Annotated in this window: 15 protein-coding genes; 10 read left to right on the plus strand and 5 right to left on the minus strand. The window is 44.6% G+C overall.

Annotated features, from left to right (window positions below; genetic code table 11):
- The first annotated feature begins 22 nt into the window (after positions 1 to 22).
- The 7 genes from ihfB (at position 23) to M0413_RS12775 (ending at position 6,080) form a co-directional block, all read left to right on the plus strand.
- Complete coding sequence (ihfB, locus tag M0413_RS12745; RefSeq protein WP_037418898.1) at positions 23 to 310, plus strand: integration host factor subunit beta; 288 nt, start codon at positions 23 to 25, stop codon at positions 308 to 310.
- 123 nt (positions 311 to 433) lie between these two features.
- Positions 434 to 709, plus strand: coding sequence for a LapA family protein (locus M0413_RS12750; protein WP_037418900.1), 276 nt, complete (start codon positions 434 to 436; stop codon positions 707 to 709).
- Between the two features lies 1 nt (position 710).
- On the plus strand, positions 711 to 1,871 hold the full coding sequence (lapB, locus tag M0413_RS12755) for a lipopolysaccharide assembly protein LapB (RefSeq protein ID WP_037418905.1): 1,161 nt from the start codon (positions 711 to 713) through the stop codon (positions 1,869 to 1,871).
- Between the two features lie 42 nt (positions 1,872 to 1,913).
- Complete coding sequence (gene pyrF / locus M0413_RS12760) at positions 1,914 to 2,609, plus strand: orotidine-5'-phosphate decarboxylase (protein WP_218678636.1); 696 nt, start codon at positions 1,914 to 1,916, stop codon at positions 2,607 to 2,609.
- A gap of 75 nt (positions 2,610 to 2,684) precedes the next feature.
- Positions 2,685 to 3,512, plus strand: a complete 828-nt coding sequence (locus M0413_RS12765) for an SDR family oxidoreductase (protein WP_249554458.1) — start codon at positions 2,685 to 2,687, stop codon at positions 3,510 to 3,512.
- 44 nt (positions 3,513 to 3,556) lie between these two features.
- Entirely contained in the window at positions 3,557 to 4,099 is a 543-nt protein-coding gene (locus M0413_RS12770) for a DUF2058 domain-containing protein (RefSeq protein WP_037428086.1), read from the plus strand.
- A gap of 223 nt (positions 4,100 to 4,322) precedes the next feature.
- Positions 4,323 to 6,080: an acyl-CoA dehydrogenase family protein gene (locus M0413_RS12775; RefSeq protein ID WP_037428085.1), complete on the plus strand. Its 1,758-nt coding sequence runs from the start codon at positions 4,323 to 4,325 to the stop codon at positions 6,078 to 6,080.
- 61 nt (positions 6,081 to 6,141) lie between these two features.
- Here the strand turns inward: M0413_RS12775 and dacB are convergent, their stop codons facing one another.
- Both dacB and M0413_RS12785 read right to left on the minus strand, forming a co-directional pair.
- Entirely contained in the window at positions 6,142 to 7,662 is a 1,521-nt protein-coding gene (gene dacB, locus M0413_RS12780) for a D-alanyl-D-alanine carboxypeptidase/D-alanyl-D-alanine endopeptidase (RefSeq protein ID WP_249554460.1), read from the minus strand.
- 25 nt (positions 7,663 to 7,687) lie between these two features.
- A complete protein-coding gene (locus M0413_RS12785) occupies positions 7,688 to 7,864 on the minus strand; it encodes a hypothetical protein (RefSeq protein WP_037418920.1) in 177 nt (58 codons plus the stop codon).
- Between the two features lie 365 nt (positions 7,865 to 8,229).
- Here M0413_RS12785 and M0413_RS12790 point away from each other — a divergent pair, with 365 nt between their 5' ends.
- Together M0413_RS12790 and pssA are read left to right on the plus strand one after the other, a co-directional pair.
- Positions 8,230 to 8,562, plus strand: coding sequence for a DUF1904 domain-containing protein (locus M0413_RS12790; RefSeq protein ID WP_249554462.1), 333 nt, complete (start codon positions 8,230 to 8,232; stop codon positions 8,560 to 8,562).
- 11 nt (positions 8,563 to 8,573) lie between these two features.
- Positions 8,574 to 9,887: a CDP-diacylglycerol--serine O-phosphatidyltransferase gene (gene pssA, locus M0413_RS12795; RefSeq protein WP_037428083.1), complete on the plus strand. Its 1,314-nt coding sequence runs from the start codon at positions 8,574 to 8,576 to the stop codon at positions 9,885 to 9,887.
- 62 nt (positions 9,888 to 9,949) lie between these two features.
- Here the strand turns inward: pssA and emrD are convergent, their stop codons facing one another.
- The 3 genes from emrD to M0413_RS12810 form a co-directional block, all read right to left on the minus strand.
- Positions 9,950 to 11,194, minus strand: a complete 1,245-nt coding sequence (emrD, locus tag M0413_RS12800; RefSeq protein ID WP_249554464.1) for a multidrug efflux MFS transporter EmrD — start codon at positions 11,192 to 11,194, stop codon at positions 9,950 to 9,952.
- 338 nt (positions 11,195 to 11,532) lie between these two features.
- The gene (gene ampC / locus M0413_RS12805; RefSeq protein ID WP_249554474.1) at positions 11,533 to 12,663 is read right to left on the minus strand and encodes a class C beta-lactamase; all 1,131 of its coding nucleotides are present in this window, start codon (positions 12,661 to 12,663) and stop codon (positions 11,533 to 11,535) included.
- A gap of 431 nt (positions 12,664 to 13,094) precedes the next feature.
- Positions 13,095 to 14,054 (minus strand): integron integrase, encoded by a 960-nt coding sequence (locus M0413_RS12810; protein ID WP_055646947.1) that lies wholly within the window; start codon positions 14,052 to 14,054, stop codon positions 13,095 to 13,097.
- A 311-nt stretch (positions 14,055 to 14,365) separates the two neighbouring features.
- Here M0413_RS12810 and M0413_RS12815 point away from each other — a divergent pair, with 311 nt between their 5' ends.
- Entirely contained in the window at positions 14,366 to 14,704 is a 339-nt protein-coding gene (locus M0413_RS12815; protein WP_240292973.1) for a MafI2 family immunity protein, read from the plus strand.
- Positions 14,705 to 14,812: the final 108 nt, after the last annotated feature.

The raw sequence follows: 14,812 nt of genomic DNA on the forward strand, positions 1-14,812 counted from the left end.
TTGATAATAGGGGATAGCTAGGATGACAAAATCCGAACTGATCGAAAAACTCGCCACCAGGCAGTCGCAGCTGTCGGCGAAAGAGGTAGAAGGCGCAATCAAAGAGATGTTGGAGCAAATGGCATCAACATTAGAAAGCGGTGATCGTATTGAGATCCGTGGCTTTGGTAGTTTCTCGCTTCATTATCGTGCGCCGCGTACTGGCCGCAATCCAAAGACGGGTTCATCCGTCGAATTGGAAGGCAAATACGTCCCGCACTTTAAGCCAGGCAAAGAACTGCGCGAACGCGTTGACGCTGTCAATGTTTAATTGACCGCATTGCAAAAAGCCTCCGCAAGGGGGCTTTTTTATATCTAATGTAAGGCAAAGCTGGTCAGCTCAGTAAATTTCTTGGATAATCAGAAAATTGAAAGGCGTTTAAGGGAGTGCGACGTGAAATCTTTTGTAGCGACAGTCCTAGTGGCACTGTTATTTATAGTGGCTTTGATTTTTGGCGCACGTAATGAACAAGTCGTGACAATCAGCTACTTTGTGGCACAAGGGGAGTACCGTTTACCCGTTGTGTTAGCGATTGTTTTCTTTGCAGGCTTTATGCTTAGTTGGCTGGTAGCGAGCTATTATATTGTGAAACTTAAATTGGCTTTAGCGGCAACGAAAAAGAAATTAACGGTTCAAACTGCTAAAAAACCTCAAGGTGTAGACGCCTAATATGCTTGAGATCCTCTTCCTGTTGCTTCCTATTGCTGCCGGTTACGGTTGGTATATGGGGCGGCGGAGCATAAGGCAAAATCAGAGCAATCAGCGTAAACAATTAAGTCGTGATTACTTCACTGGCTTAAATTACTTATTGTCTAACGAGTCGGACAAAGCGGTCGACTTGTTCATCAGTATGCTTGATGTAGACGATGAAACCATCGATACCCATCTTTCCCTCGGTTCCTTATTCCGTAAGCGTGGTGAGGTTGACCGCTCGATTCGTATCCATCAAAACTTAATTGCCCGTCCTACGCTCACCAATGAGCAGCGCGATATCGCCATGATGGAGCTGGGCAAAGACTATCTTGCCGCGGGATTTTACGACCGCGCCGAGGAAATTTTTCTGAATTTGGTGAGTCAAGATGACCACAGTGAAGAGTCTGAAACTCAGCTGATTGCGATTTACCAAGTGATAAAGGAATGGCAAAAAGCCATCGATATCACCAAACGTTTAAGCCGTAAACGTCAACTCGTACTCAAACCGATAACTGCCCATTTTTATTGCCAACTTGCCGATGAAACCAGTGATGATGCTGAGAAGGTCAAGCTACTGCAACAGGCCTTAAAACAAGATCCCAAATGTGGCCGAGCCTTATTGACTCTTGCCAAGAAATTTCTCGATGCGAAGGATTACAGTCAGTGTAAATCCATGCTGATAGCATTAAAAAAGGCCGATATTGAGCTTTTTGCTGATGCACTGCCGACGGCTAAAGAAGTATATCGCGATACTCAAGATAAAGAGGGCTATCAAGAGTTATTAGCTGGCGCTATGGCTGAAGGTGCTGGCGCATCCGTAGTGGTGGCGCTTGCCCAACATATGATAAGCCTTGATGAGATTAAAGCTGCTGAAAACATGGTGCTCGATGCGCTTTATCGCCATCCTACCATGAAGGGTTTTCAGCACTTAATGCAAATGCATCTACGCCAAGCAGAAGAAGGGCAAGCTAAACAAAGTTTGACGATGCTTGAGCAACTTGTTGAGCAACAAATTAAATTCCGGCCAAGCTACCGCTGTAAAGAATGTGGTTTCCCATCCCATACACTATATTGGCATTGTCCTTCTTGCAAAAAGTGGGGCACCATTAAACGGATCAGAGGCTTGGACGGTGAATAACTTTTTAAAATATCTAGTTAGTGTAACCCTGTTGGAGAGATGATGACGACTAAACCTATCCTCGTAGCGCTTGATTACGATAATAAAAACCACGCTTTACAATTGATAGATCAACTCGATCCCAACATGTGCCGCCTGAAAGTGGGCAAAGAAATGTTTACCCTGTTCGGCCCGCAATTGGTTAAAGATATCCATGACCGTGGCTTCGATCTTTTCCTCGACTTAAAATTTCACGATATCCCTAATACGGTTGCTAAAGCTGTTGCTGCTGCAGCGGAACTTGGTGTGTGGATGACGAATGTCCATGCCAGTGGCGGCTTAGCGATGATGGAAGCGGCGAGAAAGGCTTTGCTGCCTTACGGTAAAGAGGCGCCAATGCTGATTGCTGTGACGGTATTAACCTCTATGAGCGATGACGATCTGAAGCTCATCGGCATTGATGTGCCAGCATTTGAGCATGTTCAGCGTTTAGCTAAATTGACTAAACAGGCCGGACTTGATGGTGTTGTCTGTTCAGCCCAAGAAGCGAGCGTGCTTAAGTCTTTATTAGGTCAAGACTTTAAACTTATTACACCCGGCATTCGCCCTGTGGGTAGTGAGGTTGGCGACCAACACCGTGTGATGACGCCGCCTGAGGCGCTTGCTGCCGGTGCTGATTATTTAGTGATTGGTCGTCCGATCACTAAGGCAACAGATCCTCTGGCTGCGCTGCAGGCGATTCACCAATCTTTGCTTTAGTATACTGAACAGCACACTATTTAGCTGTTAAGGTTCGTATTCGCGACAAACTTTAACTGTTCACGGAGAACGTCCATGCTCAATACTACGATGTTTAATTATCAGGGTAAGAATGTTGTCGTTGTCGGTGGTACCAGTGGCATAAACCTCGCAATTGCCATTGCGTTTGCCCATGCGGGAGCCAATGTGGCGGTGGCGAGTCGCAGCCAAGATAAAGTCGATGCTGCGGTGTTACAGCTCAAACAGGCGAATTCAGATGGGATCCATCTTGGGGTGAGTTTCGATGTCAGGGATTTAGCCGCAGTAGAGCAGGGCTTTGAAACCATCGCCTCAGAATTTGGATTTATTGATGTATTGGTGAGCGGCGCTGCGGGCAATTTCCCAGCAACTGCCGCTAAGCTTTCGGCGAATGGTTTTAAAGCCGTAATGGATATTGATTTATTGGGAAGTTTCCAAGTACTGAAAACAGCTTATCCTTTACTGCGTCGCCCACAGGGGAATATTATTCAAATTTCTGCGCCACAGGCATCGATTGCGATGCCAATGCAGGCCCATGTTTGTGCGGCAAAAGCGGGGGTTGACATGCTGACGCGAACCTTAGCTATTGAATGGGGCTGTGAAGGCATTCGAATTAACTCCATTATTCCAGGCCCGATTACAGGCACCGAAGGCTTTAATCGTTTAGCGCCGAGCGCTGCACTACAGCAACAAGTGGCACAATCGGTACCGTTAAAACGTAATGGGGAAGGGCAAGATATTGCCAACGCCGCGTTATTTTTAGGCTCTGAGCTGGCATCCTATATCACGGGGGTTGTACTTCCCGTCGATGGAGGTTGGTCACTGGGCGGTGCCAGTATCGCGATGACTGCCTTAGGTGAATTAGCAACAAAGAGCAGTAACTAAATAGTTATAACTCATTTATTTAATAGAAAATCGGGTGAAAATCCATGGCGAATGCATTACAAGAGCAGCTACTGAAAGCTGGACTTGCCAGTAAACAAAAAGTGCGTGATGTAAAAACGCAAAAGCGTCGCGATAAAAAGGCGCGGGTTGACGACGGCTCAAGCGCGTTAAAACTTGAGATTGCCGAGCAAAAACGCTTACAAGCTGAAAAAGACAAAGCCCTCAATGAACAACGCTTTGCCGAGGCAACGGCCCGAGGACAAGTGCGAGGATTAGTGAGTGAATTCACGCAATTTGCTATCAAGATCCCAAGTCATGCCGAGATCAAATTCAACTATACGCTCGACAATAAAATTTACTCTGTCTATATCGATGAGAAAATTCAATCCGAATTGCTTAAAGGCCAATTAGGGATTGTTCGATACGAAGATAAGAGCTACCTCGTCCCCCACAAGCTTGCCGAACGTGTGAATCTATTGGTGCCACAATGGTGCGGCTATTTGTGGCAACAGGATGCGGGTAAGGCCGTAGAAGTCGAAGATGACCCTTATGCTGATTATGCGATCCCTGACGATTTAATGTGGTAATCAATACGTTAATCGTGAGCTAAGCCGACGACAACCTAGTTTACTTCTCGCTACACTATAACCCTTAAGGTCACTTAAGGGTTTTTTATTGCCTGTTCTTCACTCTGTTATGTTGCGTAGATTAGTGCTTAGCATCAAAGTGAATTTGTAATGAGATTGTTTTCTGTATAGAACTGGTATAAATTAAAACAACTGTTTAAATCCTACGTTTAAGAGTCTCCCAATGAATCCTTACCAAGCCCCGTTAGCAGATATGCGTTTCTTACTGGAACAGGTTTTTGATGCCCCAAATACGTGGTCACAATTACCTGAGATTGCAGAAATGGTTGATATGGATACGGCCAATGCAATCCTTGAAGAAGCGGCAAAAATCAGTGCTGAATTAATCCATCCGCTAAACCGTGCTGGTGATGAGCAAGGCGTTTTACACCAAGATAATGGTGTGATTACCCCCGAGGGGTATAAAGCCGTATATAAGCAATATTCTGAAGGTGGTTGGGTAGGCCTATGTGGTGAGCCTGAGTTTGGTGGTATGGGCATGCCCAAAATGCTTGGTGTATTAGTGGATGAAATGGCCTACAGTGCCTGCAACGCGTTTACGCTTTATGGCTCATTAACTGCGGGGGCTGCTTTGTGTATCAATGCCCACGGTAGCGAAGCATTAAAACAAGCTTATTTACCCAAGTTATATTCTGGTGAATGGGCTGGAGCGATGGATATGACAGAGCCACAAGCTGGCTCTGATCTGCGTAATATTCGCACTCGCGCTATTCCATTGGAGGACGGCAGTTATGCGATTAGTGGCAGCAAAATTTTTATTACTGGTGGCGATCACGATCTAACTGAAAACGTCATTCACTTAGTGCTGGCAAAATTACCAGAAAGCAAAGGTATTTCACTGTTCCTCGTACCCAAAATCACGGTTAATGATGATGGCAGCTTAGGTGAGGCTAACGGTGTTAGCGTGGGGTCAATCGAGCACAAAATGGGCCTTAAAGGCTCAGCAACCTGCGTGATGAATTTTGATGAAGCAAAGGGTTATCTGATTGGCCAGCCTAATCGTGGCTTGGTTTGTATGTTCACCATGATGAACTACGAACGTTTAGCTATTGGTATTCAAGGGCTTGGCAGCGCACAAGCCGCATATCAGATGGCCGCCGATTATGCTAAAGAGCGCAATCAAGGCGTTGCAGCCGGTGGCTCACCCACGGGAAGCGATTCTGATCCTATTATCGTCCATGGCGATGTGCGCCGTATGCTACTGACAATCCGCGCGATGACAGAAGCGGGACGTGCCTTATCCATATTTACCGGCAAACAGCTCGATTTGGCGAAATATGCTCAAGATGAGGTTAAAGCTAAAGCTGCCCGTTACGTGGGGTTATTAACACCCGTTGCTAAAGCGTTTTTAACTGACCGTGGTTTAGACGCGACTATCATGGCGCAGCAAGTCTTTGGTGGACATGGTTATATTCGTGAAACAGGCATTGAGCAATTGGTACGTGATACCCGCATTGCGCAAATCTATGAAGGCACAAATGGTATTCAAGCCATTGACTTCCTTGGTCGAAAAGTCACTGGCGACAACTTAGCGACGCTAAAAGAGTTTGTGGCCGAATTAAAAGCACAAATGCGTGAATTTACACAGGTCGACGGTGTAAAAGTTGCCGCCGTTTGTGCTCGTTTAGATGCTTTAGTCCATGTGGCCGAATCGATCAATGAGCAAAAACTGACTCAACCTGCGTTAATCAATGCTTGTGCAGTCGACTTTTTAGATGCCTTTGGTTACAGCTTATATGGTTTTTATTGGCTAGCCATGTTGGATAAGGTCCCTAGTGCAGAGGATAAAAACTTTGCCGAGCAAAAAGCTTACCTCGCTAAATTCTATTTTGATAAGTTATTGCCTAAGGCCGATTATCATTTAGCGCAAGTGCGTGCGGGTGATGCCAGTACTATGGCAATGCCAGCAGAATTATTCTAAGTTTGGGTTGGTGAGATAAATGATGTAAAAAGCACTGATTTATCAGTGCTTTTTAGTTTTGTCAGTCAATTAATTTAACCGTGTTGAGTTCTTTGGTTGATGTTGGGTTTGTTTGTGCCTGTTGTTCAACCGTAGTTATGAGACGAGTCAAAAAGTCAGCGCTAAACGCAGGCGTGCGTTGTTTTTTCGTTTCAGGACTAATGCCATTCTCAAGCACCACAAATAAGATATCCCGCTGTGGTATTCGAATAAAACCAGCTAAATTGGCAACCCCTTGCATTGAACCTGTCTTGGCAAAAACACGGTTTTTGAGCGGTGGTTGAGTGTAACCCAGTCGATATTTTAGCGTACCGCTGACTCCCGCCTCGGGCAAACTGTCAATCAGGCTGTGAAAGCGGGCATCTTGATAAATTAGTGTAAGCACATTGGCTAATTGCCTTGCGCTCAATAAGTTATAACGAGAAAGCCCTGAACCATCGACGATATTGGCGTGGGTTAAATCTACTCCCAAATCGCTAAGGATATGGCGCATGGCCGCTGCACCATTGGTAAAATTTCCTTGGGTTTTGTAATAGTGTTGTCCGACTAACTTAAACAGGCTGTCGGCGATCAGATTATCCGACTTAAGCAACATAGTCTTTAACAACTCCGGCAAAGGCGCACTACTGTGACTGGCGATAAGTTTTGCCTTTGAAGGTATTGCGTTGCCAATTTTAACTTTACCCGAGAGCGACATTTCCCCCTTGAGTGTGGCCGTTAACGTATCCATGGCGAATTTTTCAGGATCGGTTATTGCAATAGCGAGGGGAATAGCCTCACTGCCAGGATAACATCCCCGAAGGTGATATTGATTTTGCCCAAGTCGCACTAAATCGAGCTGACAAAAATCATGGCTAGCTTTGGGAGAGAATATCGCGTTACTGCTGACCTTTACCCCAAAACTAGATACCCTTAATTTGACCTCAGAGGAATGCTTGTTCGAGCTTGGAACGAATTGCCCATAAACACAGTTTTGATTGATGATGTAACTCGACACCGGCGCCGCAAAACAAATGCCGAGGTCGTCCCACACCCAGCCAGGAGCTTGTAATTGCTCTTGTTTATCACCGATAAGATAAAGATGCCCGTCAATACTGTTGATACCCTGTTTTTGTAGGCGGGCAAACAAGGCCTTAAGATCGTCTTGAGTGAGGGTAGGATCGCCACTAAAGCGCAGATAGACACTTCCCGCAATATGGCCTTGGCGAATGGGGGCATCGCTCCATAGCTCCGTCACATAACGAAAATCGGCCCCAAGGTTGGCCAATGCTGTGACGGCAGTAAGGACCTTTTGTGTGCTTGCGGGGATAAACAAGGTATCAGCTTGCTGGCTATAAAGCTGTTTACTGTTCGCCATATCCAGTGCCAGCAGCGCAATTTGCGAGTGACGTGGTGCAATATCATTAATTTGTTGACTCAAGATCGCATGTTGAATATCTGCAGTCGTAGCCCACAGCTGATGTGGTAATAGGGCTGTTGCTACTACCGTTAGCAATATGCCTGCCGAACGCTGTAAATTGAATAATGGGGAGAACGTTTCCATGTCTGTTGTATGTTTACTCTCTTAATTAGCGGTCATGACTGCCATCATCTTTTTCCATCAGACGATACAACCTTAGGGTAACAAATAAAACCAAGCCAATAAAAAGTGGCAAAATGAGTAATCCAAGTTGCGCTTTAAAATGAAAAATGCCCCACGCTAAAGCTAAAGTCAGTGCGAGGGTTAACAGGATTTTTTTATTCATAGAGTTTTAGAGTGTTGACTGGTGACGTTTTAGTTTACGCTAAAACACGCAAAACGGGCATGCTTGCATTAGGAGCAACCCATATTTTGTGATTAAACTACCATTTTGGGTACCCAAAATGAGCAACCGATAAAGAGTGCAAGCGTATTTGGTTAGTCGTTGAAGTAGGCTTGTCTGCTCGTATATATTTAGGCTGAACCGACGTAATTTTACACTTATTATTGCCAATGACTTGTTTCAGCTCAAATTACCAGCAAAATAGGCGTTACGCCGCGCTCTTTTCATCGAAAAGTCTTGCCGAGTTGCAGTGAAGTCGGTAATTTCTACCCCTTACGATTTTAGGATCTTAGGTAACCACTAAAACCATGCCTCATATTAGTATGCGCGGCTTACCCCAGGCAGTCGTTGCAGAGCTTAGCCAAACATTACTGCAGTCTTTGGCGGCTATATGTAAAGGTAAAGCAGAGAGTTTTACATTAGATTGGATCCCCAGCATCAGTTACCGTAATGGTAGAATTGATCAGCGTTTTGTCCAAATCGAATTGCTTTGGTTTCCGGTAGACCCTGATATTCATCTTAAAGTAGAACAAGCAATCAGGCTGGCAGTGACAGAAGCCTACCCAGAATTAACACAGATTGCTGTGATGTTTTTGTCACTGACCCCAAGCGCTTCCTATCGGGGTGGTCAGCATGTTTAAAGGAGGATGCCTTGCTAGATAAGCTTGGTGGAATAGCCGTTCAACCCGAGGCTTTAACGTGGTTGCTTACGCCATGCCGATTTAAGGCAGAGTTACTTACTCGCATCGAAAATGCCAAGAACAGTATCTACATCGCTGCACTCTATTTAGAAGATGATGAAGCAGGGCGGGAGATTTTACAGGCCTTGATGACGGCGAAGGCTAAAAATCCTGCGTTAGATATCAAAATTTTGGTCGATTTTCACCGTGCTAGACGTGGCTTGATTGGTCATAAGGGTGATAGCGGTAATTATTTGATGTACCGCAAAGTGATGGCTGAAGCTGAATATCCTATCGAGATTATGGGCGTACCAGTTAAATCCCGTGAGTTTATGGGTGTATTACACCTTAAAGGCTTTGTAATTGATGATGCCGTGATTTATAGCGGCGCAAGTCTTAATAATATCTATCTACAGCAAAACGATAAATACCGTTTCGACCGCTACCATGTGATTGAGTCAGCAGAGCTTGCACGCAGCATGCGCGCAATGATCCAACGTTATATCATTGCCGATCCAGCAGTGACATCGCTTACTCAAGATGCGCAGCAGGAAGTGTTACCGCCTAAAACCGATGTGCGCAGCTTTAAATTACGTTTGTCACAGGCACAGTACGAGTTTAACGCAACTCGAACGGGTAATCGGGTAACACCATTACTTGGCTTAGGCCGTAAACATAATTTATTGAATAAAGCGGTTATTGCGATGGTTGAGGAGTCAAAAGATAGACTCTTTATCTGCACACCTTACTTTAACCCTCCTTATATTTTGGTCCGCGCCTTAGCTAAACATCTGCGCAACGGCAAACGGATTGATATTGTCGTCGGCGATAAAACGGCGAATGACTTTTATATTCCGCCTGAGCAAGATTTTTCCACCATCGGTGCCTTGCCGTATTTATATGAACAGTCGCTGCGTAAATTTGCCAAACGTCAGCAGTGGGCGATTGATAATGGCCAACTCAATATTCATCTGTGGAAGCATGGGATCAACAGTTACCACCTCAAAGGTATCAGTGCCGATGGGCGTAAGCATTTGATCACAGGCTCAAATCTAAACCCTAGAGCATGGGCGTTGGATTTAGAGAATGGGCTCTTGATCCACGATGAAACGGGTAGCTGGAAGGCGCAATTTGAGGCCGAGCAAGCGCATATTCTTGAGCATACACAGAGGTTATATCACTATAGCCAAGTGGATACTTTGCAAAGCTATCCCGATCCGGTGAAGAAGATTATGAATCGTATTAGAAGATTAAAAGCAGATTTTTTACTAAGACGGATCCTGTAATCGATAAGCATCAGAAAAACAAAAGCCCACGTAAGTGGGCTTTGTTATTTTGATAGAGAACCTCAGGTTTTTTGCGGCAATAGTGTTTGATGGGTATCATTTTGATCTCGGGCATAATGTAAGGCCACAATCACTAAAAGCACCATCAGCGCGCTCAGTAAACCGATACTTAACTGGCCTCCCATAGGTACGAGCGACATGGTTAATGCCGCCAGCCCTGCGCCAAAGTTTTGTAAGCCACCGAGCAAAGCTCCCGCAATGCCCGCTTGACGCGGAAAAGGTTCTAACGCAGCCGAGGTTAATGTCGGAAATAACATGCCGGCGCCGCTGAAAAATAAAATTGAGCCTATCAACAAACTCCAGCCTACAACCAGTTGAAACAGCCCTGGGATCAACATAAACAATGCGCCAGCACCGAGCAAGGCAACACCTTGAAATACTGTGCGTTGTGCTTGTTTTTGTCTTCCTGCTACCAGTGCACCGAGTAAATAGCCGGGAATAGGCGCCACAAAATAGCAGCTCACCATAAAAGATGAGAGTTGCAAATATTGGCCATAGAGCACGCCCGCAATGGCTTCAAAGGCAGCAATCCCCGCAAAGGTGGCGATTAATGAAAATAGATATGCCCTAAAGCTGCGGTGGCGTAGCACATGGCGATAGGAGGCTAACACTGGTTGTTGTTCTCGTTTGTCTTTTGGTAAAGACTCTTTAAAACCAAAACAAAGCAGTAGCCAAACAAAGACACCAAACCCAAATAACACCCAGTAAACGGCTTGCCAACCTAAGTAGGCTGAAGCAAGGCTCCCTAAGAAGGGTGCCACCAAGGGTAAAAACACCACCGCCATGGACACATAGCTATTAAATTTAACTAAGTTATCGCCAAAGTAATGATCCCTAGGAATGCTGCGGCACAGCGCGCCGGCACTAGCTGTGCCTAGGCCTTGAAGCAGACTCGCGCAAATTAACTGATTAAAGCTTGTGGCTTGTGTGGCAATTAACGCGCCGATCATAAAAATCCCAATACCAACCAACAGTGGGAGTTTTCGCCCATAGCGGTCAGATAATGGGCCATAGATAAATTGACATAAACCGTAGGCGAGCAGATAACAGGCCATGACTGCTTGTAGCTTGCTTGCATCGACGGCTAAACCTTGGGCAATCAGCGGGAGTGCTGGCACAAAAATCGTTTGGGCCATCTGTCCACAGGCCACCATAAAGACCAGCATAAAGAGCAATCGAGTGGTACTTCCTGCTGATGAAGCCGACGCTTTTAATGAGATTGAAGACGGTTTTTCGCCTGACATCATAATTCCGTAAAAAAGCACAGTTGAACAATGGCGCGCATCTTACGCCCAAAATTGAGTAGTTCAATGGCTAATAGTCTTGATTTTCAGGAATATTTTTTCATCCAACACATAAGTTTTTCTATGCTTTTATGGCTGTAAAACTAAGCTTACACTTGGTTTTTATCTTGTTAATCAGGTTTTGTAATTGATAAGGGGTGGATTTTTAAGTCAACAATATAACGCGTTTATTAACATGGGTTTTGATCAATAACGAGATATTCGTAACAGAGAAATTGAATGGAGAGAAAACCTCTCCATTTTGGCAAGCGCGGTTTGGGCTGAAATATGATGACGCGATATTAATTTTGCAGTGTTTCTAAGCCTGTTAATATCTGGTAACCCGCGGTTACCCGTGGCGGCACGGGATAATTTTTATTACTCAATAACACCAATGCCAGCTTTTTAGCTGGAATATATGCCACATACGCAGCAAAACCACCCGTTGAGCCAGTCTTATTTATCCAGACATTTTGCTGTGGCGCTTGAGGTGGTGTAATGGCTTTCACTGGCATGCTGCCAAACACTACATCTTGAGTATGTCCAGTGAGGAGCTTATCAAGGGCAATCGGATACGGATATTGCTCCCAAATCATCGCTTGAGTCATCATGCCGACATCAAAATAGCCCATATGGGTGGCATCAATGGCACGTTGCAACCTTGCAGGCACCGAATGCTGCTGCATATTGGTTTCAACAAAACGGAGCAGATCTACAACCGTCGTTTTTATTCCGTAGGCCTCATCGGCTAACACACCGGGGTTGAGGCGTACTGGCTGATCTTGCTTATTGTAGCCTTGGGCGTAGTCAGTCATTTTATTGGTTGGAACCATAAAATAGCTGTTTGTCATGCCAAGTTGTCGAAAGAGAGTTTGCTCTACGGCCTCAGGAAAACCTTGACCAAGCTGCTTTGCCGCGATCACACCGAGAAGACCAATGCTGGGATTGGCATAATTGCGGTGAGTACCTGCGGCATAAGCTGGTTGCCAGGCTTTTAAATAGCTTATTAACTCAGCATTATTGGTTATATTATCAGGGACCTGCATGGGCAGATTTCCCGCTGTATGGGTGGCTAAATGAATGAGATTGATCTGGTCAAAATGGCTACCGGTTAATTCAGGCAGATATTGGCTTACCTTATCTGTTAGCGTCAGTTTACCCTCAAGTTGAGCGTATGTTGCGAGGGTCGCGGTAAAGGTTTTACTGATAGAACCAATCTCAAATAGGGTATTTTCATTCACCTTTTCCCCTGTCTTTTTTGAACTGACACCATAAGAAAAGAAGTACTGTTGTCCATTGATACTTACCCCGATTGCAATCCCAGGGATCCCATATTCGTTCATTAAAGGATTAACAGTAGAATCGATAAGGGCTTCTATGGCCTGGGCATTCGGAGGGAAGCTGACGCCCCGTTGTGGCGCGGCATTTACCATTAATGGTGTCACTGCTAGCAATATTCCGCCAAAAATGATCGAGCCTACGTTGTGTGAACTTAATGGTGTAGATAACAAAGCGAAGCGGGTGAGCTTTACCGCTTGCAAGATAGACGTGGGCATATAATTCCTTGCATTTTTGTTGGGGCCTGCAAATGGCACTGATTCAACATAGATTGATGGATGAAAGATTTAGCACGATTTAAATCAGATTGGCTACAAATTTAGCCTAAGCGGTTTTGATCTCCGGCGATCGTTTAGCAAAGCGCAACCAATTAGTTGGCCTATGGCAGCGTTCTTTTCGGTACGCAGCCTTTTCTACAATGTTTATGCCCCATTCCTAGTTAGCAAAGTAGTATCTAGCTCACTTTAACATCAGTATGTTGACTCAATTTTAGTAATGCTACAGAGTTACAAAAGGACTCTGACATTTATAATGTGTCTAACGGGCTAGTTGTTCCCGCAAAATGTTGGCCAAGTACATGTGTATAGATTTGTGTGGTACTAACGTCATTGTGGCCCAGTAACTCTTGAACACTTCTTATATCACGACCAGCTTGAAGTAAATGGGTTGCGAAGCTATGCCTAAACGTATGGCAGGTGACGCGTTTATTCATTTGAATATTACGCACGGCATTCCCGAGCGCTTTACGAATAACACTTTGATGTAAATGATGCCTGCAAAGTGTTCCTGTATAAGGATTGATACAGGTTGTGCTGGAAGGAAAAATAAACATCCACCCGTGTTGCCTAAACGCATTGGGATACTTACGTTCTAATGCATTTGGCAGAGATGGACCTATCCCTTGCTGGTTATCATTCTGTTGAATTTTAATAGCCTTTTCAATATATGTAGTGAGCTTTTCTGCGCATCTATGGCTGAGGATGGTTTGCCTATCTTTATGTCCTTTACCGTCTCTAACGGTCAGCGAAGCTCTCACAATATCAATATCTTGGATACGTAACCTGAGGCATTCTGAAACTCTTAGTCCACTACCATAGAGTAGTTCTATTATTAGCCTATCGCGGCCATCAAGTTCATTTAGTATTAGTGAGATTTCTGATGGGGATAACACTGTCGGTAAATGTCTCTGTTTAGTGGCATAGCAAAAACCTAAATCCCCAAGCTCATGGTGCAAATGCTTCTGATATAAATAGGCTAATGCGTTAAGTGCAATTTTTTGTGTGTTGATGGCCACATTTCGTTGATTGGCAAGGAAGGTTAAAAATTGTGTAACTTCTTCCGTTCCCATTGTTTCAGGGTGACGCTTGTTGTGAAAGTTAATAAAGGCCTTGATCCAATAGAGATAGGTTTTTTCCGTTCTAATACTGTAACCACGCATACGCATTTCTTCTTGAAGGCCGCTTAGAAATGGGCTTTTTAGACTCATGATAATCCTCGCTCTTAAATACTGTTATTTTATACAGTATTATTTAAAATTCCCGGATATCAAGGAAAATAGTGGAAAAATTTTGCGCGTTTGTACACGGACTAATTTATATAATTATTTTATTTCAATCAGTTATGTGCTTGCGATTTGAGATAATAGGTTTGGAAAACGCGCATGCGCGTTTTTCCAGATAGTATATTTGAAGAGAAGCTGATAAGTTATTTGCAATACAAGTAGTTAACTGTGCGCGTTTTTACTGGTCAAACGAGGTAAACGCGCATGCGCACTAATAAAATGTTATGTGCAAAAATATGAACGAAGATATTAAGCTATCCGCTCAAAGGGCATTACTCGGCTGTATCACCGGCGGATTGCGTGCTGTATCAATTGAGCTATCTAATCAAGCGATTCGTTGGCGCTGTGTATTTGGTTCTGAAATCGCAAAAGATTCGCAATGGGAAATACTGTCGGAGGCTGCCGCAGAGGTCATAGCAGATTTTCCTGAACCAATGAAAATTGAAGAAGAGTATTTGGTAGTTAAGTTCCGAGATTCTGAGCAAGCCCAACCAAATGAGATACCACATTTACAACATGTTGTATTTTTAAGGCACGAGCGTGAAAGTTATCCTGAGTTGTCGGTCGGCACATAATCGGGTAGCCGGAGGTATTTAGCCTCCAGCCCCCACACCACCCTGCATGCGGCTCCGCACAGGGCGGTTCATTTAGAACGCCTAACCTGTTTTCTGGTTCGGATAGTG

The organism is Shewanella sp. 8A (assembly GCF_023475945.1).
Lineage (GTDB): Bacteria > Pseudomonadota > Gammaproteobacteria > Enterobacterales > Shewanellaceae > Shewanella > Shewanella xiamenensis.